The organism is Pseudoxanthomonas sp. YR558 (assembly GCF_900116385.1).
Classification (GTDB): Bacteria; Pseudomonadota; Gammaproteobacteria; order Xanthomonadales; family Xanthomonadaceae; genus Pseudoxanthomonas_A.
The window spans coordinates 1,774,373-1,795,399 of the sequence record NZ_FPCI01000001.1; the positions used below are offsets into that span (position 1 = coordinate 1,774,373).

7 protein-coding genes are annotated in these 21,027 nt (G+C 67.5%); all 7 read right to left on the reverse strand.

Annotation, left to right across the window (positions count from 1 at the left end; translation table 11 throughout):
* Positions 1-79 precede the first annotated feature (79 nt).
* The 7 genes from BM365_RS08480 to BM365_RS08510 all read right to left on the reverse strand — a co-directional run bounded on the left by BM365_RS08480 (position 80) and on the right by BM365_RS08510 (position 20,979).
* Complete coding sequence (locus tag BM365_RS08480; protein WP_093488272.1) at positions 80-1,081, reverse strand: OmpA family protein; 1,002 nt, start codon at positions 1,079-1,081, stop codon at positions 80-82.
* 11 nt (positions 1,082-1,092) lie between these two features.
* Complete coding sequence (locus tag BM365_RS08485) at positions 1,093-4,503, reverse strand: TonB-dependent receptor (protein ID WP_093488274.1); 3,411 nt, start codon at positions 4,501-4,503, stop codon at positions 1,093-1,095.
* Positions 4,500-14,072, reverse strand: a complete 9,573-nt coding sequence (locus BM365_RS08490) for an SdrD B-like domain-containing protein (RefSeq protein ID WP_093488276.1) — start codon at positions 14,070-14,072, stop codon at positions 4,500-4,502. The genes BM365_RS08485 and BM365_RS08490 overlap by 4 nt, the downstream gene beginning before the upstream one ends.
* Positions 14,073-14,606: 534 nt before the next feature.
* Positions 14,607-16,130, reverse strand: coding sequence for a tryptophan halogenase family protein (locus BM365_RS08495; protein WP_093488278.1), 1,524 nt, complete (start codon positions 16,128-16,130; stop codon positions 14,607-14,609).
* Positions 16,131-16,196: 66 nt separating this feature from the next.
* A complete protein-coding gene (locus tag BM365_RS08500; RefSeq protein WP_093488280.1) occupies positions 16,197-17,180 on the reverse strand; it encodes a carbohydrate kinase family protein in 984 nt (327 codons plus the stop codon).
* A 172-nt stretch (positions 17,181-17,352) separates the two neighbouring features.
* Positions 17,353-18,504, reverse strand: a complete 1,152-nt coding sequence (locus BM365_RS08505) for a LacI family DNA-binding transcriptional regulator (RefSeq protein ID WP_093488282.1) — start codon at positions 18,502-18,504, stop codon at positions 17,353-17,355.
* A gap of 75 nt (positions 18,505-18,579) precedes the next feature.
* Positions 18,580-20,979: a GH92 family glycosyl hydrolase gene (locus tag BM365_RS08510; RefSeq protein ID WP_254772682.1), complete on the reverse strand. Its 2,400-nt coding sequence runs from the start codon at positions 20,977-20,979 to the stop codon at positions 18,580-18,582.
* Between the last annotated feature and the right edge of the window lie 48 nt (positions 20,980-21,027).

Here is a 21,027-nt window from a genome sequence, read left to right on the forward strand (position 1 = left end):
TTGTCCCATAACTCCCGGAACCCGCCCGACACCGCCGAGAACGCGGCAACGCCGCGTCACGGCATCCACAGGGACGTGCTTATCGCGCGACGCTGAACCGAACCTCGACCCGGCGGTTCGGAATCAGGCATTCGCGCAAGGCAGCCTGCGGCTTCACACCGTCGCACTGCTGCACCTGCTCGCCGTCGCCCTTGAAGCTGTAGCTGACCTTGCTGGCGTCAATGCCGCGCTCGACCAGCAGCGCACGCACGGTTTGTGCACGACGCTCCGACAGTGCCTGGTTGTAGTCGTGGCCACGGCCCTGCAGTCGATCCGCGTGACCCACCAGCTCGATGCCGGTGAGCGTCAGGCCTTCTTCGCGCAGGCGGGCCAGTTCGCGATCCAGGCTTTGCAACGAGTAGGCGCGGATGTCGTTGCGGCCGGAGCGGTCGAACTCGAACAACACGTTCGCGGTCAACACCGTGTCCGCCGGCAACACCGCCGGCGTGTTCGGCGTGGCGCCGCACTGGCGCGAGAGCGCTTCGGCATCGCTCACCCAGTCTTCGGCGATCTGGATGTACGGCTTGGCGTGGCGCCACTGCTGCTGGTTGAACTCATTGCCGGCGTGCACAAGCTCCACTTCGCCGCATGCGACCGCCTGCTGCGCGCAGGCGAAGCCGGGCGTACCGTGGATCGCGCCCAAGCGCTTCCAGAGATCCTCGCGCACGCGCGCGGCGTTGTTCACCAGCGGCGTGTCGGTCGGCAGCGGCGTGACGCCCTGCTCCATGCCGACGATCAGCTTCTCAGACTCGCTCAGTGCTTCCTGCGGGAAGGCGCTGCGGTCGTTGCGCGAATACTCGTGGAACGAGACGTCCAGCCAGCACTGCGCTTTCGACAGGTGGTAGTCGCGGACCGGTCGGCCGCCATCGTTTAGCGCCTGGATGCGCCCCTGGGTGTGCTCGTAGCCGGTGAGGTCGGCGTGGATCGCCTCGTCGGTGATGCGGTCGCGCGCCGGCGTCAGCTGCGTCTGCTGGGCATGCGCGGTGGAGACGAGGCCGGCCAGCACGGCGGCGCACAGAAGGGCGGTTTTCGTATGGGTCATGTCGGTAATCCTCAGCGCACCGGATCGCGGTAGCGGGCGTCTTCCCTGCGGAAGAGGTCTTCGTCGAACTTGAAGCGCAGGCGGATGAACGCGCCCTGCTGCGTGTACTCGTAGCCGGTCAGGTCATCGTCGCCGCGGAAGCCGGTGGCGTTGTAGCCCACCGACAGCCACAGGTTCTGCCGCAGCAGGCGACCGACTTCCATGCCGAACGCATACTGGTTGGCACCGTCCTGGCCCCGGAAGGTCGAACCCAGCACGCCGATGTCCCAGTGTTCGGTGATGTCGTAGACGATGCGGCCGGACACCAGCACCGCGTTGAAGTCGTCGTCGACGCGACCGGTGTCGGCGTAGAAGAAGCTGTCCTGCTGCCACTTCGCCGCCACCCGGCCGGTGAGCCACCATGGCCGCGACGGGTGCCAGTCCGCGTGTGCCGAGACGATGTGCGCGCTGCTGCGGATGTCCTGGCCGGTATCCGAGCCGAAGCCGGTACCGTCCATGCCGCTTTCGTCCTTCTCCAGCTTGTACTCGTAGCGGGCCAGCGCATTGACGCGGTTGGTGTCGGTATCGCGATACGCCGCGCCGATCTGGAAGCGGTCCTGGAGCACGTCGCCGCGCGCGTCGTACTCGGTGCGCAACAGGTAGTTGCGCGCCAGCAGCGTCCAGTCGCGGTTCAACTTGCGCGCCGCCAGGAACTGCAGCAGCGTGGTGTTGTAGGCCTCGTTGGTCGGCGTGCCGGCGACGTCGTCGGAGATGCGGTGTTCCAGCCGTACGTTGCCGCGCCACAGCGGATTGGCGCTGTAGTCCAGCGCAAAGCCGATGCCGGTGGAATCGCCGATGCTGCCGGAGATGACGTTGGTGTGCTCCAGCGTTGTATCCAGGCGCAGGCCTTCGCGCAGGTCCCAGCGGTTGCGCATGCCCGAGGCAGCCTGGATATCGCGGCCGGCGATGGCATCGCGCAGGCGGTACTCGGAGAACAGCTGCGTGTCCTTGATGAAGCTGGTATCCACACCTAGCGCGACCGTATCCGCTTCACGCCCATCTTGGGTCAGGCCGTTCACGCCGCTGATGCCGGTCTGCTTCTCGTAGCGGCCGTAGATCCGGCTGCGTTCGCGCAGCTGGTAATCCATGCCCAGCGCCACGCGGTTGCGGTCCTCGCCATGGATGTCCTGCTCGATTTCGCCGCCGATGCTGAAACGGTCGCTGGCGCGGTAGCCGGCACCGATGCGCAGCATGTCCGATGACAATTCGGTGCCCACCGGCAGGCCGCTGGCCACGTCGTTGGGATTGCCGCTGCTGATGATCGGCAGGCCGGTCAGCGGATCCAGCGGTTGCTGGCCGTAACCGAGCGCACCACCGCCCGAGCCGGTGGCATACCCGCCAGACAGCCCGCCGATGTTGCCGTAGCCGCTGCTAGTCGCCCAGGTGTAGTACGCGCCGACGGTTTCGCGGATGGCGCGGTAGCCGAAGTCCAGCGTCAGCCTGTCGGTGACCTTCACCCGCGTGCCCGCACTGGCGGCATCGCGCTCGCCACCATCGGGATTGCGGTCTTCGCTGCGCAGGCCTTCGGCATACAGCTCGAAGCGCTCGTTGAGGCGCCAGCGCGTGTTCACGCTGTACTCGCCGCGACCGCCGTACAGCGGCGACGCCGGGTTGTTGAACGCGGGATCGGACTGGCCGGCGAACAGTTTGAAGTCCAGCGCCTTGCTGGCATGTCCCAGTTCGACCCGCCATGCATCGCCTTCCACCAGCCCGCTCAAGCCCTGCAGGCCCGGCGTGCCGTACTGGTTGACGCTGTTGGTGTTGACCTCGCTGCGCGTGCGCGCGGCTTCGGCGACCAGCCAGGTGTTGGCGCCCAGCTTGTAACCAATGTTCGCGCTTCCCATCTCGAAGGCGGCAAAAGGATTGCGGTCGTCCACGTAGGAACCGCCGATCTCACCGTTCGCCCCGAGACGCAGTTGCGCATCGGCGCCCACCACCAGGAACTTCTCGGTGCCCTGGTCCAGTTCGTAGGTGATGCGCAGCGACACCGGGTTGAGGTCGCTGTCGAACGAGGGCAGGAAGCTGTTGAGCAGGATGCGGCCGGAGAATGGCTCGAAGCTGTAGTCGACCAGCCGGCCCAGCGGACGCACCGAGACGATGCGCGAAGGCTGGTTGCGGTCGCGCACGACCACTTCCACGCGCTCGCTGCCTTCCAGCACTGCATTGTTGCGCAGGCCGTAAGGGCCGCTGCCAGCGGCCGGCAGTTCTTCGATCACCTGGCGCAGCGAATCCTCGATGGCGAACACGTTGCCGCGCACGCGCGCATTCTCGAAGTGCCAACCCAAGCCGGTCGCGGTGCGGTTGTACGTGCCCAGCACGCGCTGGCCCGCCCGCGCACCGAAATCCACGCCGGTCTGCGTCGCGATGTTGTCGCCGGTCTGGAAATCGCCGTACAGCAGGTAGCTGCGGTCCTTGTCCACGCGTACGTACAGGCGCTCCGCCGACCGCGCATCGAAGCCGCGCAGCGACGCATCGCCGTACACCGGATAGAACTCTTCCGGCTGGATGTCGCGCAGCAGGCGCGCGCGCACCTCCTTGTCCGAGTCGTAGGCGGCAGTCAGCAGGTACTCGCCCTTGATCGTGCCCTTGACGAAGAACGCAGCACGCGCCGCGCCGTTGGCTTTGCCGTTGTTGAACTGCTTCTCCCAGCGGCGGATCTCGCGCTCGAATCCGTCGCCCTGCTGCGTGCCGTTGATCAGGCTGTCGCCCTTGCGGCGGAAGTTGATGACGCCTTCGATCAGGCCGGTCGCGATCAGCTCCCGCATTTCCGGCACGAAACCGATGACGCCTTCCGCGCTGTGGCTGCCCGAGGTCACGCGCAACAGCACATCCTGCGGATCGTGCGGTGCCAGCAGCTCGAACTCGGCGCGCCCGTCGCGCACCGGCAACTGGATACCGGGCGTGACCTCATCGGCGTCCAGCCGGCCCGGACCGAACTCGTCCGTGCGACCGTCGGCCAGCTTGATGCGGCCGCCGCTGTGCTCGATGGTGGCGAACGACTCGCCCGCCATCGGTTTGCCGTCGGCGCCGTACAGCTGCACGACCACCTTGACCGGCGACTGGCCATCGGCCGGCACGCCGTCGCGGTCGACCTCGACGACGACGCGGTCCACGCCGGCGTTGACGCTGTAGTCGACGTTGCCAGGCTGCGCGTACAACGGTTGCGACGCGGTGCGCTGCGATTCTGGCGATTGCGGGTAAAGCGGCGTGGCCTCGCCCAGAACGGGCGTGAAACGCTGGTCGCCGGAAACGGCCTGCGCCTGCACAAGCGCCGGCGTCACCGCCAGGGCCAGCGCCAGCGCGAGCGGATGGAACGAAGGACGCGGAGCAGGCATGGCACGGGATTCCATGAAGATCGACGGACGCGGGGCGAAGCGGCTCATGGCTGCATCTCCCCGTTGCGTGCGCCATCCGTGCTTGTCGGCCCACTCGTCGTGGGCCTGGGGTCGACGATCGGCCGCTGGTTGGCCGAATCGGTGCCCTGCTGCGGTGCGCGTGCCGGCTTGCTCTCGAATCGCAACGGCTGTTGGTTGCGCTCGGTCTCCGGCGCGCGGATCTCGCCCTGCGTGCGGCGCGCCTTCACCTGTTCGATCACCGGGTTGGAGCAGCTGCCTTCGATGAAGTCGGCGCGATGCAGCTCGCCGTTCTTGAGATCAATGAACAAGCTGTCCGCGTCGCCCAGATTGCGGTTGCTGCTGGTGGTCAGGCGCGAACCCACGGGCAGGGTCGACGGATCGACCTTCAGCGTGTGGCTCTTCGGCGGCAGGCCGCAGTAGCTGTACTTGCCTTCCACGTCGCTGACCATCCAGGTGCCGTCCTCGAAGTACATGCGCACACCGGGGATGCCCAGTTCTTCTTTGTCCTGCACGTGGTTGACGTTGCAGTCCACGAAGATCTTGCCCAGTACGCAGCCTTCGTCGGCGAACACGCCACCACTGACGATCACGCGGTACTCGGCCGGATTGGACGGCACCACGCCGCCGTTCGGATACGGCGTCAGCGTGGTCGGATCCACACAGCCGCCGTCGATCGAGCAGCCCCAGGCGCGCGCGCGGTTGATGCCGTCGCCCTGCTGGCTGCCGACGCCCACGCGCACGCGATACGTCAGCACCTTCTGCTGGCCGACCGCGAGCGGTCCGACGTCGAACACCAGCGTCGGGCCCGGCTTGCCGAGCGGATTGGCGATGCCGGCGTTGTCGACGCGCGCGGTGCCATCGATGAAGGTGAAGCCGTGCGGCAGGCGGTCGATTACGTTGACCGTGCCCATCGATGCACCCGCGGTCTGGCGGATGGTGATCGTGTAGACCAGGCTATCGCCCACTTCCACGGTCTTGCGGTCGCCGGTCTTGGTGATGACCAGGCCCGGCGCGATCTGCGGATCCAGCGGGATGTGGTTGTGCACCGGCACGGCGACGCCCGAACCCAGCGTCAGTTCCAGGTAATACGTCGTCGACGTCCCGACCGGACCGGTCGGCGCGGTCGCGTTGGTCTGCACCGGATAGCCTTCGCCCGGCGTGGACGGCGGCGTCAGCGGCGAGGTCTCGGCCGGAATCATGCCGGACTCGAACGTGTAGCCGGCCGGCGGCGTCACCGCCAGCTGGAAGCGGCACGATGCGGGCGCGTCCGGCCCCAGCAGGAACTGGTAGAAGCCTTCCGCACCTACCCTCATGGATACCGACGTGCCCTGCACGGTGTAACCGCCCAGCGCGGCGTTCAGCACGTGCTGCTCGGGCGAGTAACCCGCACAGGTGCCGATCGGCGTCAGGGTGACGCGCGAGCCGGGGACCGGCGTACGCGTGGTCGCGTCGTAGACCACACCGCCCGGATTCAGCGGCAGGCTCTGCTGCGGCAGGTTCGCACCCGGCGCCAGCACCACCGACAGGTGCGTGCTTCCGCCATCGCTGCTGCGGCAGGAACTGGCGGTGCCATTGGCGATCGCGCTGGCGGCATCGCAAGGCACCGGCGGACCGGCGATCGTCTCGCCACTCACCGGCAGGCCCCACACCACGCCCGTCGCCGGATCGCGGAAGCGGATGCTCAGCGGAATGCCCGGCACCTGGTCGGCGATCGAGTACGAGCCGTCGGCGCCGGTGGTCGTCGTGCCGACGACCTGGCCATTGCCGTTGACGACTTCGACCACCCAGCCGGACAGGCGGCGGTCGCCGCCGTCGATGCGGCCGAAATCGCTGCCCTGGTCGAACCACACCGTGCCCGAGACGGATGCCGACAACTGCACGGGCGTCGGCAGGCGGCAGGCGTTCTGCGTGATCGCCGGATCGCACACTGGCAGGTCGCCGGGGTTGCCTTCGAAGTCGGCGCGTTCGTCTGGCGTCGGCGTGCGGAACTCGTTCTCGCCACCACCCTCGACGATCACCGCGTTGTTCACCGGCGTACCGGTGGCGGCCGTGGCCGCGACGCGCACCGACGCGACGATGGTGTCGGCCGAGGTCACGCCAGCGCCGATCACCGTGCTGCTCGCGCAGCGGAAACGGTCGTCGCCGAGCGCGCCGGTGCAGGTCCAGCCCGCGCCCACCGGCGTCGCCGCCAGCGTCAGGCCGGCCGGCAGGCGGTCTTCCACCACGTACTCGCCTGCGCTGGGCTGCTGCCCGATATTGCGTACGCGCAGCGTGTAGGTGGCGGTGTTGTTGACGGTGAAGATCGCCGGCGTGGCGGTCTTGCTGACCACCAGGTCGGGCGAATCGCCGATCTCGCCGAAGTTATTGTCGATCGACGCGCCACCCGGCGGCAGCACGATGCCGCTGATCGCCGACGGCGTGGTCGTCACCGGCGTGGCGGTGCCGACGGCCGTGCCGTCGATGGTGCCGGCGCTGGTGATCCCGTTGAGCGTTTCCGGCGGCTGCGTCGGTTCGGTCACGGTGTACGTGCCCGGGCGCAGGTCGTCGAAGCGGTAACGGCCGTCGGCATCGGTGGTGACGGTGACGTTCACCGTCTGGCCGAGGTCGTCGGTGCCGGTCAGCACCACCTGCACGTTCGCGTAGCCGCCCTCGCCCGTGTCGATGGCGCCGTTGTTGTTGCCGTCGTTGTAGACGCGGCCGCTGATCGCGCCGGCCGGGACTTCGCCGAAGTCGTTGCCGGTGACGTCCTCGCCCACGCCCAGGGTGATGCCGCTGATGACGGATGGCGTAGAGGTCGGCGGCGTCGCAGTGCCGCCACCGGTGCCGGCGTTGGTGATGCCGTTGAGCGTGCCGGTGGGCTGCTCGGGCTCGGTGATGGTGTACGTACCCGGCGGCAGCTCGGTGAAGGCGTAGGTGCCGTCCGGCTGCGTGGTCACTTCGCGGGTGATCGTGTTGCCGGCCAGGTCGGTGCCGGTCAGGCGCACGACGACATTGCCGATGCCTGCTTCCGACGGATCGACGACGCCGTCGTTGTCGGTATCGCGCCACACGCGGCCGCCGATCGAACTGTTCAGCGGGATCTCGCCGAAGTTGTTGCCCACCGAGTTCGCACCGGGCGTCGTCAGATCGATCGCACTGATCGCGCTGGGCACGGTGGTGATCGGCGTGGCGGTGCCCGACGGCGTCCCGCCGATGGTGCCGGCGACGGTCTGTCCGTTGCTGGTACCGGTCGGCTGCGTCGGTTCGGTCACCGTGTAGGTGCCCGGACGCAGGCCTTCGAACGCATAGTCGCCGTTGGCGTCGGTGGTGGTGCTGAGCGAGACACTCGCGCCGGTGTCGTCGGTGCCGGTCAGCGTGATGGTCACGCCATCGATGCCGGTCTCGGCCGCACCCGACTGCAGGCCGTCGTTGTTCGCATCGAAGAAGACGCGGCCCGACAGCGCCACGCCGAGCGTTTCGCCGAAGTTGTTGTTGATCGACGCGCCACCCGCGGGCAGCACGATGCCGGCGACCGCGCTGGGCACGGTCGCGACCGGCGTGGCGGTGCCGCTGGCGCTGCCGCCGACGGTGCCGGCCACGGTGGAGCCGTTGATCGTGGTCACGCCGCCGACCACGGGCTGGGCCGCCTGTTCGCTGACGGTGTAGGTACCGGCCAGCAGGTCGTCGAAACGGTAGTTGCCGTTGGCGTCGGTCACGATCGCGATGACCGCATTGCCCAGCGCATCCACGGTGCCCGCGGGCAACGAGACGCTGACGCCGGCGATGCCGTTCTCGCCCGCATCGCGCACGCCGTTGTTGTTCGCATCCAGCCACACGTTGCCGGACAGCGCTGCCGCGCGTTCGCCGAAGTCGTTGCCGCTGGAACCGCTCGCCGGCAGGTTCGTGACGGTGATGGTGTTGGTCGGGTTTTCCTGGCCGTTCGCCAGGCCGGTCGGCTGCGTCTCGACGATGCGGTAGTTCTGGCCGGTGATCGCACCGCCATAGCTGTAGCCGCCGCTCGCGTCCGTCGTGAGCGTGACCGGCGGCAGGTCGTCCGGCGTGCCGAACACCCCATCCGGGCCCGCACCCTCGATCACCACGGTCACGCCCGGAAGGCCGGACTCGCCCGCATCCTGGCCGCCGTCATCGTCGCGATCCAGGTAGACCGTGCCGCTGATGATGGCGTTGGCGAGTTCGCCGAACAGGTAACCGGTGGCCGCCTGGCCCTCGGTGATGACGATGCCGTCGATGACGTTCGACGTGGTCGCCGTGCCCGGCGTCGCCGCGTTGCCCGGCGTGTGCCGGCCATCGATGTAACCGACCGGCTGGGTCTCGGTGATCGTGTAGCTGCCGGTCGGCGGCAGCAGGTCGCGGAACACATAGGCACCGCTGGCGTCGGTCTGCACGGTGACATTGACCGGATGGCCGAGTACGTCGGTGCCGGTCAGCGTGATCGTGGCGTTGGCAATCGGATTCTCGCCGCCATCGAAGCTGCCGTTGTCGTTGTTCGCCGCCGTAGTCGAGAAGTCTTCGTACACCGCGCCCGCCAGCGATCCCAGCGTTTCGCCGAAGTCGCGGCCGGAGACGCCGACCGAGGGCAACGCGGCGACGTCGATGACGTTGGTGGGGTGCTCGGTGCCGTTGCCGTAGCCCGCGGGCTGCGTCTCGGTGACGCGGTAGTTCTGGCCGACCACCAGGCCGGTGAACTGGTAGGCACCGGTGGCATCGGTCTGCAGCACCACCGGCGCAGGATCGTCGCCGTTGCCGAAGATGCCGTCGGCGCCCGCGCCGGTCAGCGTGACGGTGACGCCCTGCAGGCCGCCGTTCGGCCGCGAGTTCGTCGTGCCGGCATCGCCCGCATCGAAGTCGCCGTTGCCGTTGCGGTCGACGTAGACGCTGCCGCTGATGCCGGCCACGGCGTCTTCGCCGAAGTTGAACACGGTGCCGTCGGTGCCCGCGCCGAGATCGATGGTGCTGATGCGGTCGGTGGTGGCGGCATCGCCGGCCACGCCCGTGCCCGGCGTACAGCCGGTGGCGCACGCGACGCCGCCGATCAGCCCGGCGTTCACCGCGGTCGGACGGTTCTGGTAGGTGCCGGCCGGCAGGACTTCGCGCAGCGTGTAGACGACCAGCGGATCCAGGTTGGCGAAGCTGTACGCGCCGCTCGCGTTGGTCTGTGCGGTGGTGATGACCACGCCGGTGGCCGCGTTCAGCAGTTCGACCGTGGCGTTGGCGATGGCGCCATCGCCGCCGTCGCGCACGTTGTTGAAGTTGCCATCGACGTAGACGAAGCCGGACAGCGAAGGACGGCGCACTTCCGGGAAGTTGTAGCGCACGCCGGCCTGGCTCGCGCCGACGGCGATCGCGCTGATCGCCGAGTTCGGCGCGCCTGCCACATACGTTCCGCCCAGCGACGGCGCACTGCCGCCCGCGGTCGGCGGATCGATCGGGCCGTTGACGTAGCCCGCAGGCTGCGTCTGCGTCAGCGTGTAGCCGGTCGCGTCGGCCGGCGACAGGTTGGCGAAGCTGTAGGCGCCGTTGGCGTCGGTGGTCGTGGTGCGGTTGACTGGGTTGCCGTACGCGTCGGTACCGGTCAGCGTAATGGTCACGCCAGCGATGCCGGGCTCGGTCGCGGTGCCCTGGTGCGTGCCGCCGTTGGCGCCCGCGCGATTGCGATCCTGGAACACCACGCCTGCCAGCGACGAGCGGGTGACGAGGATGTCTTCCGTGCCCGTGTTGTTCGTCGGGTTCGGATCCACCTGCTCGGTGGTGATGCTGGTGGTGTTGATCTGCGCCGTGGCACCCGGGTACGTCGTCCAGCGCACGGGAATGATCACGCGCACCTTGCCGGTCACCGTCATATCGCCGAGGCGGCAGGTCAGCGCCAGGCCTGCGGCCGTGCATTGGCCCGTACCGTTGGGCTGCTCATCCCCGCCCGGCAAGGGTCCCTTCTTCTGCCAGGTCGTGCTGCCGAGGATTTCCAGGCCGGCGGGCAAGGTATCGGTGATCACGGTACCGGTGCCGTTCAACGGACTGGTGCCGGTGCGGTCGCGCGACAGGCTGGCGCCGGGACCGTTGTTCGCGCCTTCGATCACCCAGTAGAACGGCTGGCGCAACGCGACCGTGGTTGCCGGCGATGCCGGCAACGCCACATCGGGATCACTGCTCGGAAGATCGGTGAACACATGCTTGGTCACGCCCACGTCGGCGCGTGCGCGGATCGAAGTCTGCTCGTCGACGCTGTTGTCGGCCGTGTTGAGATCGAGCTCGGCGCCGCCCACGGTGACGTAGTTGCGGGCGGTATCGCCGCTCGCACCCGGCGGCGTTTCGTAGCGGTACTGCACGTAGATGTAGCTGGTCGCGTTCACGCCGAGGATGCCGGCGGTGTCGCTCGCACCGAAGCCCGCACCGGGCACGTCGCATTCGATGCTCAGTCCCGTGTCGCCCGGCGTCGTGCCGGTGCCGGTGAACGGATTCACCGAAGTGACCGTGCAACCCGCCGTGCTGAAGCCGGCGGACGGACCGCCGATCGGACCGGGCGCGATGCCCATGAAGCGCACCTGGCGGCCGTTGGGCACGCGGTAGGTGTCCTGGATCCTGACGTTCGTCGCGACCGACGGCCCCACGTTCCGCACCGAGATGCGGTAGGTGATCAGGTTATTGGCAGGATTCAGGGCGTCGTAGCCCAGCGGATCGACGCCGCCGGTGAACCCGAGATCCGTCTTGTTGACGATCAGGTCGGCCACGCCCTGCTGGAAGGTCAGCGACGCGGTCTTCTGGTCGTCCGCGACCGAGGTGTCGGTGTTGTAGTCGAAGGCACCGTTGGCATCGCTACCCGTCGCGCCACCGGCGATGCTGAAGCCCGCCGTGTTGTCGAATTGCCGACCGGTCGGATTGTTGCCGCTGTTGACGTTCGGGCGGATAGTCACCCGCATGTCTTCGCTCTGCCGATGCGCCATGTTCAGCGCAGGGCAGTCGATCGCCAGTTGCAGCGGCGCACCGGTCGGGTTGGCATACGACATGCCACCGGCCGTGTTGGTGGCGGTCAGGCCGCCCGCCGGCGTGGCGGTGCACGCCACGGTGCCCGGCGTGCGCGTCGCCGAAACCAGCACGAAGCCGGCATCGTTGGCCGGAATCGTGAAGGTGTCGCGGAAGACCACGCCGGGCACGGCGGCGGTGCCTTCATTGAGGTACGACATCACGTACTGGCTGTTCACGCCGGCGCGGCCGACGTTGCCGGTGGTGATGTTCTTGGCGGTCGTGCGGATGTTCGCTTCGCGCTCGATGCGCACCCAGTCGCTGGCCTGGTTGTTGGCGCCGTTGACCTCGCCCACCGAATCCGCAACGGCCGGATCCACCGCGACGCCGGCGATGTTGCAGAACGCGCCCGATGCGGGCGCGCCTACACCGCAGCTGCCCGGGCTCTGGCCGACGCTGTCGAACAGCGGCCGCGAGACGGTGATGACGATGTCGGCGAACGCGCCCGGATTCAGCGCGGTCGTATTCGACCGGCAGACGATCGACGCGCCGTTGACGGGACAGTTCCAGCCGGCCGGCGCATTGACGGAGATGCCCGTGCTGGGCAGGCCGTTCGACGCCGGTACGAAGCCCGGCAGCGTGTCGTTGACCACGATGCCGGTGGCGGGCACCGCGTCGGTGATCGCCAGGTTGGTCACGCGCAGCGTGTAGGTAAAGCTGTCGGTGCCGACCGCGATGGTGTTGTCGCCCGCGCCGGGCGCGTTGGTCCACTTCTCGATCTGCAGGTCGACGCGATCGTTGGTGGTGCGCGTGCCATCGCCCGCGCAATCGTTGGTCGTGTTGCGGTCTTCGTCGATGCTGCCGGTGAGCGGTTCGAGCGAACCGCCCGAACCGCCGGTGCAGGCGTTGTTCGTCAGGGCGATGTCGGCGGTGCGCGCGCGCGTGATGATGCGCAGGTCGGGCGCATCCTGGTTCCTCGCCAGCGGATAGCGCGAGGCATCCAGATCGCAGGTGACGACCTGGGTCGGGCCACCCGAATTCCAGACGGGCGGCGCCACTGAACAGGTCCATTCGCCCGCGTTGCCGCCGCTGACGTATTCCTCGCCCGGCGCCAGCGTATCCACGACGCGCACGTTGCCGGTGGCCGCACGCGGACCGTAGTTGTGGACGGCGATGGTGGACGTCATGCGGCTGTCGCTGTCGTCGCCGGTGCCGGGCCAGATCGCGACCAGGGCCGGCGCCTTGCTCTTCGCTAGGCCCAGGTCGGCGCCGTCGGGCACCACGCTGAAGGTGGTGCTGCCGGTGTTGTTCGTGGACACGGGATCCGCCGTGTCAGAGGCCACCGTGGCCGTGTTGGTCACGTTGCCGCTGCTGTTGGCACCGTTGGACGGCACCATCGCCTCGATGGTGAAGTTCACGATCGCGCCCACCGCGAGATCGCCGGCAAGCGTACAGCCGCGCACGGTGTCGCCCGCACTCGTGGTGCAGGCCCAACCCGCGGGCTGGTTGCCGCCGGTGACGGTGAATCCGGCAGGCAACGTGTCGGTCCAGCGGGGGTTAGTGGCCGCGCTGGGGCCCAGGTTGCGGACCTGGATGTTGAACGTGATCGGCTCGCCCGCGATCGCCGGCGCCGGATTGGCGCTCTTGCTGATCATCAGGTCGGCGCCGGGCGTCACCGGCGTGGTCACATCCGCCGTGTTGTTGCCCACGTTCGGATCGGGCATCGCACCGGCGTTGACCACCGCCGCGTTGGTGACGTTGCCACTGCCGACGTTGACCTTCGCGCGAAAAGTGAAGGAACTGCTGGTGCCGCTGGCGAGTGATCCGGCGTGCGTCGCCGTCATCGTGCCGGCGTTGAACGTCCAGCCCGACCCGAGGAAGCTGCCCGGCACCAGGCTGACGCCGGCCGGCAACGTATCGACGACATTGAAGCCAGCCGACGCATCGGGGCCATCGTTGAACACCTGCAACGTGTAGGTGACCTCACCGCCGCCGATCACCGGCGACGGCGTCGCCGACTTGGTCAGCCGCAGGTCGCCCGACTGCTGCAGGGTGGTGCCCTGGCTCAGGTGGTTGTTGTCGGTGTCGCTGTCGCTGCCATAGAAGGGGTGCGTAGGCGGCAACGCGTTGAGCGCTTCACCTGCACCGGGCAGCGTGCCGGAGAAGCCCACTGCGCCATGGATCTGCACGGTGCCGGCCGTCATCCCGGCGGTGTTCATCTGGATGTCGAAGGCGGCCGACGACGCGGCCTGCGTCAAGGTCGGGATGTCGCAACGGATCCGCACCGGCGAACCGCCGAGGCTCGTGCAGAACGCGGGCAGCGTGCCGGGCGTCGCGCCCACCGGCAGATCGAACAAGGCAACGGCATTCGACACCGTATCGATGTCGCCGTTCTCCACCACCACGTGATAGACGACGGGGCCGCCTACCGGGGTCGGGTCGTAGCCGGTATCGGATAGGTTGCTGATCTGCAGGTCCGCGCCCCAGGCAGCAGGCGCCAGGCAGCACAGTGCCAGGAAGGCCAGTCGTCGCCAGGACGAGCGCTTCGGTGCCTGCCATTGCAGAGCGTGCCGCTGGGGTAATTCAGATTTCGCACATACGCGCGCAGCGACACCTGCCGCCGGGCCAGACTGCTTCATCACTTTGAATTTCCCCTGGTACCGCACCCATCGCGTTCGCGATGCCAGCTCTCCAACCCGGGCCTACGGGGCACCTGTGGTCATGGAAAGCAGTGCGTCGATCAATCTTTATGCGGCCGGCAAAGCGCAGCCGCATACCCCGACAACGGGGCGAATTGTGTAATTCGAATCACACTTGGTCAAGACGCCTATCACAAATGTGATGTGATTCATGTATGTGAATACATAAGCAAGCGGTCTCACGCGGTTCCCAGGCGCAGGTAAACCCCTGAATCGGCGGGCGATGCGGATGCACTGGACCTGTGACGTCGCGGCGTTCAGCCGATCAGGGCTGACGCGAAGTGCGTCGAAAGAGGCGCGCCGACAGGATCGCTAGGGATTTCATCGTGGCTGCTCGAATCGAGTCCCGATTCCCCCGCCCCATCGCGCAGCGTGGACGCCGGCAAGCCCGCATCAAACAACGACCCTGCGCCGGTGACGGCACCGGGTCCTCGCGGACGGCTCAACATCCGCTGCCCGTCGCGGGCAGCCGCGTCACATCGCCAGCGCCTTGCAGTGCCTATCGATGAATGCCTGATGCGACGGCATCTCCGCCGCGCACATTGCCAGGGACCGACGCACGCGCTCGACATGATCGACGAGCGCCTGTTCCGGCATGTCGTCGACGATCGGATGGTAACTGGCGGGAACGATGCCTTGACCGAGCATCACCTGGACCCAGCTGGGCAGCGCGAAGAATTCGTCACCGCTGCGGAAGTACCGACCTCCGTTCCGGAACATGTCGATCTTGTGACGCAAGGTGTCGGGAATGGACATCGTCCTGCAGTAGTCCCAGAACGTACTGTCGTTCCGCCGCGTAGCGCAGTAGTGGAGTATCAGGAAATCACGGGTACTTTCGTACTCGAACGCGGATTCCTCATTGAACTGGCGCGCGAGCAGCGGATCGAAACCCCGGTTCGGGAACAAGCCGAGCAGGCGCTGGATCCCCGACTGCGCCAGGTAGATGCTGGTGGATTCCAGCGGTTCCATGAACCCGCTGGCAAGGCCGAGAGCCACGACGTTCTTGTTCCACAGCTTCTTGCGCACACCGGTGGTGAAGCGCAACGGGCGTGGATCGGCGAGGGCGCGGCCGTCGAGATTCGCCAGCAGCGTGGCCGCGGCTTCGTCGTCGCTGATGTGTTCGCTGGAGTAGACGTAGCCGTTGCCGACCCGGCTCTGCAGCGGAATGCGCCATTGCCATCCTGCGGAAAGCGCGGTGGCGCGGGTGTATGGCGTGGGTGGCCCCATCGTGGCGCACGGTACCGCCATGGCCCGATCGCAGGGCAGCCAGTGCGTCCAGTCGTTGTAGCCGGTCCCCAAGGTCTGTTCGATCAACAGGCCGCGGAAGCCGGAGCAATCGATGAACAGCTCGCCCTCTACCCGCTCTCCGCTCTCGAGCACCACGGCTTCGACGAAGCCATCCTCGCCACGCTGCTGCACGCCGGTGATCTTTCCCTCGATGCGCTGCACCCCTCTGCTTTCCGCCAGTCCGCGCAAGAAGGCCGCGTAGAGTCCGGCATCGAAATGGTAGGCGTAGGCAATGTCGGCCAGCGGCGATTCCATCGGCGCGTTGGCGGGGCTGGACATGAACTTTCCCAGCGGCGCGGCCACCGTAGCCAGCGAATAGTCGCCAATCGGCGGGGCGCGGCCCGCGAGGAAGAGCTTGAGCCAGAACTGGTGGAAGGGCAGCGGCCCGACGCCCTGGCCGATCTTGCCGAAGCCGTGGATGTAGGAGTCGCCGATGCGGTCCCAGTCATTGAACTGGATGCCCAGCTTGAATGTCCCCTGGGTGCGGGCGACGAAATCGAACTCGTTGATGCCCAACAGCCCGGCGTTGAACTGCTTCATGTAGGGAACGCTGGCCTCGCCGACGCCGACGATTCCGATCTCCTCGGATTCAACGAGGCGGATCGATGCCTGCTTGCCCAGGTACGTGGCCAGCGCGGTAGCGGCCATCCAGCCCGCACTGCCACCTCCCACGACGACGACGGACGTGATGCGATTGTGGGTGGCCGTCATGATGGGCTCAGTCGGTAGGGAAGCGTGGCCCGCCGGACGCGGGAGGGATGTTGCGCGCTGCGGGTTCTAGGCCACCAGCGCATCCACTTCTAATACGGACGGCATGGCGGCGAACGCGCCTTTGCGCGTGACGGCGAGCGCGCCCACCGCGGCGGCAAACCGGATGGCGTCCGCTACTGCGTCCGTGTCGGACAGAAACGATGCGAAGCCGGCCAAGAGCCTGTCATCGCGCGTCATATGGAACAGCAGCCCACCCACAAATGCATCTCCCGCAGCCGTGGTGTCGCGAGCGGTCACCCGGAAGGTGTCCACCGTGCCGCGGCTGGCACGCGTATACCATCTGATCGGGCTCGCACCGTCGGTGATCACCAGAAGCTGTGCCCGATGCTGCCAAAGGCGCGCCATGACAGCGTCCTCCCCGCCCAACGGGCCCGCCAGGTACTCGAACTCTTCGCGCGACAGCTTCACGAGGTCGGCCTCGACGAGTGCCTGCCAAAGCCGCGGCGAGGGATCCTCACCTTTCGGCCACAAAGCGGGTCGCAGGTTCAAATCGATGCTGACGACCGCGCCGCGCGCGTGCGCGCGACGCATTCCTTCATAGGTCGCCTCGGCGATGCCGGCTTCGGTCAGGCTGTTCGAGCAGACATGGAACACGCGCGTACCGTCGAAGCAAGCCGGCCCGAAGTCCTGGGCACGGAACAACAAGTCCGCTGCCGGCGGTCGGTAGAAGCTGAAGCTGCGCTCGCCATGTTCGTCCAGCGCCACGAAGGCCAGTGCCGTCTTCGCCTCGCTGGTGCGCACGATGCAGTCGGTGGCGACGCCGGCCGATGCCAGGCTGTCGAACAGGAAGTCGCCGAACATGTCGTTGCCCAACATGCCTGCGAAATGGACATCCGCGCCCAAGCGGGCCGCGGCCACCGCGACGTTCGCGGGCGCCCCGCCGGCGAATTGCAGGAAGTTGCGCGGCTCCTCCGGCGACGCAGGCGGCTGCGCCAGCATGTCGATCAACGCCTCGCCGAAACAGACGATCTTGCCGGTGGAAAGACTCATGCGGCGCCCCCGGATCGACGTACGCGCGACAGGATCGGGACCTCGGTGCGAACGGAGGTCGGCGTGTGTGATGCGGTGTGGTTCATGGGGTACGGGGCGATGGAGAAGAGGAAGGATGGCGGCCGCGATCGCACAACGTCGCGTGGCGGGAAGGCGCGCGGCGTCGCGAAGATCATTTCTGGCGCGCTCCGCTGCTCTCGCGAACGGATAGCGTGACCGGGGCGATCGTCCTGCGGGGCGATGCGCCGGCCTCGAGTTGCCTGAGCACGAGCTGCGCCGCCTGCCGTCCGCGCTCGCGCGGCTGCGCAGCCAGCGTGGTCAACGGCGGTGTGCTCACCGCCGCTTCGGGAATGTCGTCGAAGCCGGTGACTGCGAAGCCTCTGCCGGGCTGTATGCCTCGTGCGACCAGGCCCAGCATGAGGCCCAGCGCGACCGTGTCGTTGTAACAGACCGCCGCCGTCGGGGGAGCGTGCTCGCCGAACAGTTCACCGGTACGCGCAGCCGCTTCCAGACGGTTCGGCGCCGACTCGATCAACCAGGCCGGATCGATGGGCAGACCGGCCGCCCGCATCGCCTGCGCATGGCCCGCGCGCCGCTGGCGGCACGAACTGGAGTCGGCATGTCCGCCGTAGAACGCGATGCGGCGATGGCCTTGGGAGATGAGGTGTTCGGTGGCGAGCTGCGCACCGTGCTGGTTGTCCAGCCCGAGGAAACCCCAGTCGTCGGCGCCGGTCAGTTCGCGGTTGAAGAGCAGCACGTTGGCGCGCGCGTCCAGCACTTTATGCAACTGCGTGGCATCGCTGCCTTCGGCCGGCGAGAGGATCACGCCGGCCGGCGTGTGCTCCATCAGCGAACTCAGCACCGCCTGCTGCCGCTCGGGCGACTCGCCCGTGCTACCCAGCAGGGTCACGAAACCCTTCTCGCCCAACGCCTCATCGACACCGGCCGCGAACTCGGCGAAGAAGGGATTGGCCAGGTCGTTGATGACCAGCGCGACGCTGGACGACGTGCGCCGGCGTAGATTCGCTGCGCCGCGGTTATAGACGTAGCGCTGCCGCTTGAGTTCGGCTTCCACCCTCGCCCGCGTGTCCACGTGTACCAGCGGACTGCCACGCAAGACCAGCGACACCGTGGCGCGCGAGACACCGATGGCGTTGGCGATATCCGTGACCGTGACCACGCGCTGCGGTTCGCGGGCGCGTTCGGTCGCTGCCGGTTTGCCAGCCTTGGGCTGGGGCGCCGCGCCTGCCTTCTTGGCCGCCTTGGACGCGGCGGCCTTGGGCGTGCGTGTCGCACCCGGCCGGGACGGGCGTTTCTGACTCATATGGATCGATCCATTGCGACGGTACGCCCAGCGTAAACCATCACGTCGGCCCCCACGCTCTCGCGCCGCGACGCCTCAATGCCCCACTCCCGACGCCAAGATCGGATCGGCCGCGCAGGGCGATGCCGGCAGATCCTCTTGCCGCGTACCCCAGCCCTGCGGCTGTGGCGTGTCGGTCAGATCGAAGCGCAGACGGCCGCCTTGGCGCAGGCGCTCCCAATCCAGCCAGACCGCCGCATGCGGACGACCGTCCAACGAGACGCCACGGATATACCTGGGCTTGCCATCACCGGCCTGCTGCGCCTCGATGCGCAGCGTGCGCCCCGGCGCCACATCCACGTCCACACGGGAGAAGCGCGGGGCGTGCAGCACGAATTGCCCCGTGCCCGGCACCACCGGGTAGAGGCCCATCGCACTGAACAGGTACCACGCCGACATGGTGCCCAAATCATCGTTGCCGGTGACGCCATTCGGCGCGTTGGTGAACAGCTGCTGCGCCGCATGCAGGACCGTGGAGGTCTTCCATGGCTGGCCGATCAGCGTGTACATCCACGGCACGTGCAGATCCGGCTCGTTGTTGGGGTTGTAGCGAAACTGGTTGTAGTAGCTGTAGGGCCCCACTACCCATTCCTTCCGTGCCGCGCCAGCAGGGTCGGACACCAGCGCCTCGTAGGCGAAGAAGTCGTCCAGGCGACGGCCGGTTTCCTGTGCTCCGTGCATGGCCTGCACCAGCCCCGACACGTCCTGCTGTGCCAGCCACTGGTACTGCCAGGCGGTGCCTTCATGGAACCCATGGTGCGATCGTGGGCTGTAGTGGCCTTCGGACGGCGTGTACCACGCACCGTCAGCGGTACGCGGACGCGGGAAGCCGCTGAAGCCGGCTTGCTCGTCGCGCACGGTAGCGTCCCAGAGCGTCTGCCAGTTTCGGCCACGGCGCTTCAGCACGGCCGCATCGTCACCGTGTCCGAGCGCGTCGGCCATGATCGACAGCGAGCAATCGGCCAGGGCGTACTCCAGCGTGGCCGAACCGCCGTGGTGGGGATCCACGTCCATGCCCTTGGAGGGGAATGCGCGGTCGTACTGCACGAACCCCTGCGCGAGGTAGTTGGGATTGCCGGAGCGCCCAGCATGCCGCGAGTTCAGCGGTGGTACCTCGAACGCATTCTTGCGTAGCGCCGTGTACGCATCCGCTTCGCGCCCCTGGAGGGCGCCGAACCGCCACAGATCCACCAGGAAGGGCGTCACCGGGTCGCCCGTCATGATGTTGGTCTCGAAGCTCGCGTAGCCCCAGCGCGGCAGCCAGCCGCCTTGCGCGTCGATGGCCAGCAGCGTGCGCGCGATATCGGTAGCACGCTGCGGTCGCAGCAGCGCGATCAGCTGGTTCTGCGAACGATACGTGTCCCACAGCGAGAAGTACTCGTAGTAGGTCCAGCCCTCCGCGCGATGGATGACATCGTCGTAGCCGCGATAGCGGCCATCGGCATCGCTGCCGGTCATCGGCTGCAGGAGCGCGTGGTACAGCGCGGTGTAGACCACCGTCCGGTCGTCGCGCGTACCGCCATGCACACGTACGCTGGACAGTTCGGTATCCCATACTTTCTGCGCGCGCGTACGCATCGCATCGAAACCGAGGAGCTTGCCGCCCACCTTGCCGTCGCTTTGCAGATTGTCGCGCGCGCCCTCCGCATCCACATGCGATATCGCCGAGATCGCGGTGACCGAGCGGTCCTTGCCCAGATCGAAGGTCAGCCACGCGCCACTGGGCTTGCCTTCGCCCTCCATACCATGGCGCGAACCCGGCACGCCTCCCGCTTCGCCCCACGTGCCGAACGCCTTGAACGGCCGATCGAACTCAAGGCGGAACCAGGTCGTGTACTGGTGGCCACCGCAGAAACTCTGGGTGACCAGCTTGCCTTCCACCGCCCGGTCGCCCACCACCGTCACCGTGCTTCCCGTCACCGCATGGCGTTCGTTGGCCTGCCCGATGTTGACCAGGACATGGCCCTCGCCCATCGCGGTGAAGGTGTAGCGCTCGGCTGCAGCACGGGTCAGGGCCGTGGCCTCGGCATCGATGCCGCCGTAGTCGGTCAATCGAACCTTGTAGTAACCCGCTTGGCCGCTCTCGTCGTCATGCCGGTAGCGCGACCCATAACGACTGTGGTCGAACGTCTTGGGGTCGGCCGTATCGAAATCGCCGCCCGGGCCAATGCGTCCGGTCACCGGCAACACCGACACCTGCCCGCCCTGTTCCCAGCAACCCGCGCCGGACAGGAAGGAATGCCCGAACCCTCGAATCTTGGAGTCGTCGTAGCGCCAGCCCGAATAGTGCGAGCCGATGGGACTGACTTGGATCATGCCGAACGGGGCGGACGCGCCGGGGAACGTGTTGCCGTCATCCTTGCTGCCGATGAACGTGTTGACCTCTGCACTCGGCCCCTGCGTGGCCGCCGTCGCCGGTACCGCCAGGACGAACATCAGCGGCAACATGCGAAACAGAGGAAGGAGCGAGCTGGGGTTCATGCG

Bases quoted from the DNA above. Each gene is read 5' to 3' on its own strand.
- BM365_RS08480 (WP_093488272.1), bottom strand. From the start codon at position 1,081: ATGACCCATACGAAAACCGCCCTTCTGTGCGCCGCCGTGCTGGCCGGC.
- BM365_RS08485 (WP_093488274.1), bottom strand. From the start codon at position 4,503: ATGAGCCGCTTCGCCCCGCGTCCGTCGATCTTCATGGAATCCCGTGCC.
- BM365_RS08490 (WP_093488276.1), bottom strand. From the start codon at position 14,072: ATGAAGCAGTCTGGCCCGGCGGCAGGTGTCGCTGCGCGCGTATGTGCG.
- BM365_RS08495 (WP_093488278.1), bottom strand. From the start codon at position 16,130: ATGACGGCCACCCACAATCGCATCACGTCCGTCGTCGTCGTGGGAGGT.
- BM365_RS08500 (WP_093488280.1), bottom strand. From the start codon at position 17,180: ATGAGTCTTTCCACCGGCAAGATCGTCTGTTTCGGCGAGGCGTTGATC.
- BM365_RS08505 (WP_093488282.1), bottom strand. From the start codon at position 18,504: ATGAGTCAGAAACGCCCGTCCCGGCCGGGTGCGACACGCACGCCCAAG.
- BM365_RS08510 (WP_254772682.1), bottom strand. From the start codon at position 20,979: ATGTTCGTCCTGGCGGTACCGGCGACGGCGGCCACGCAGGGGCCGAGT.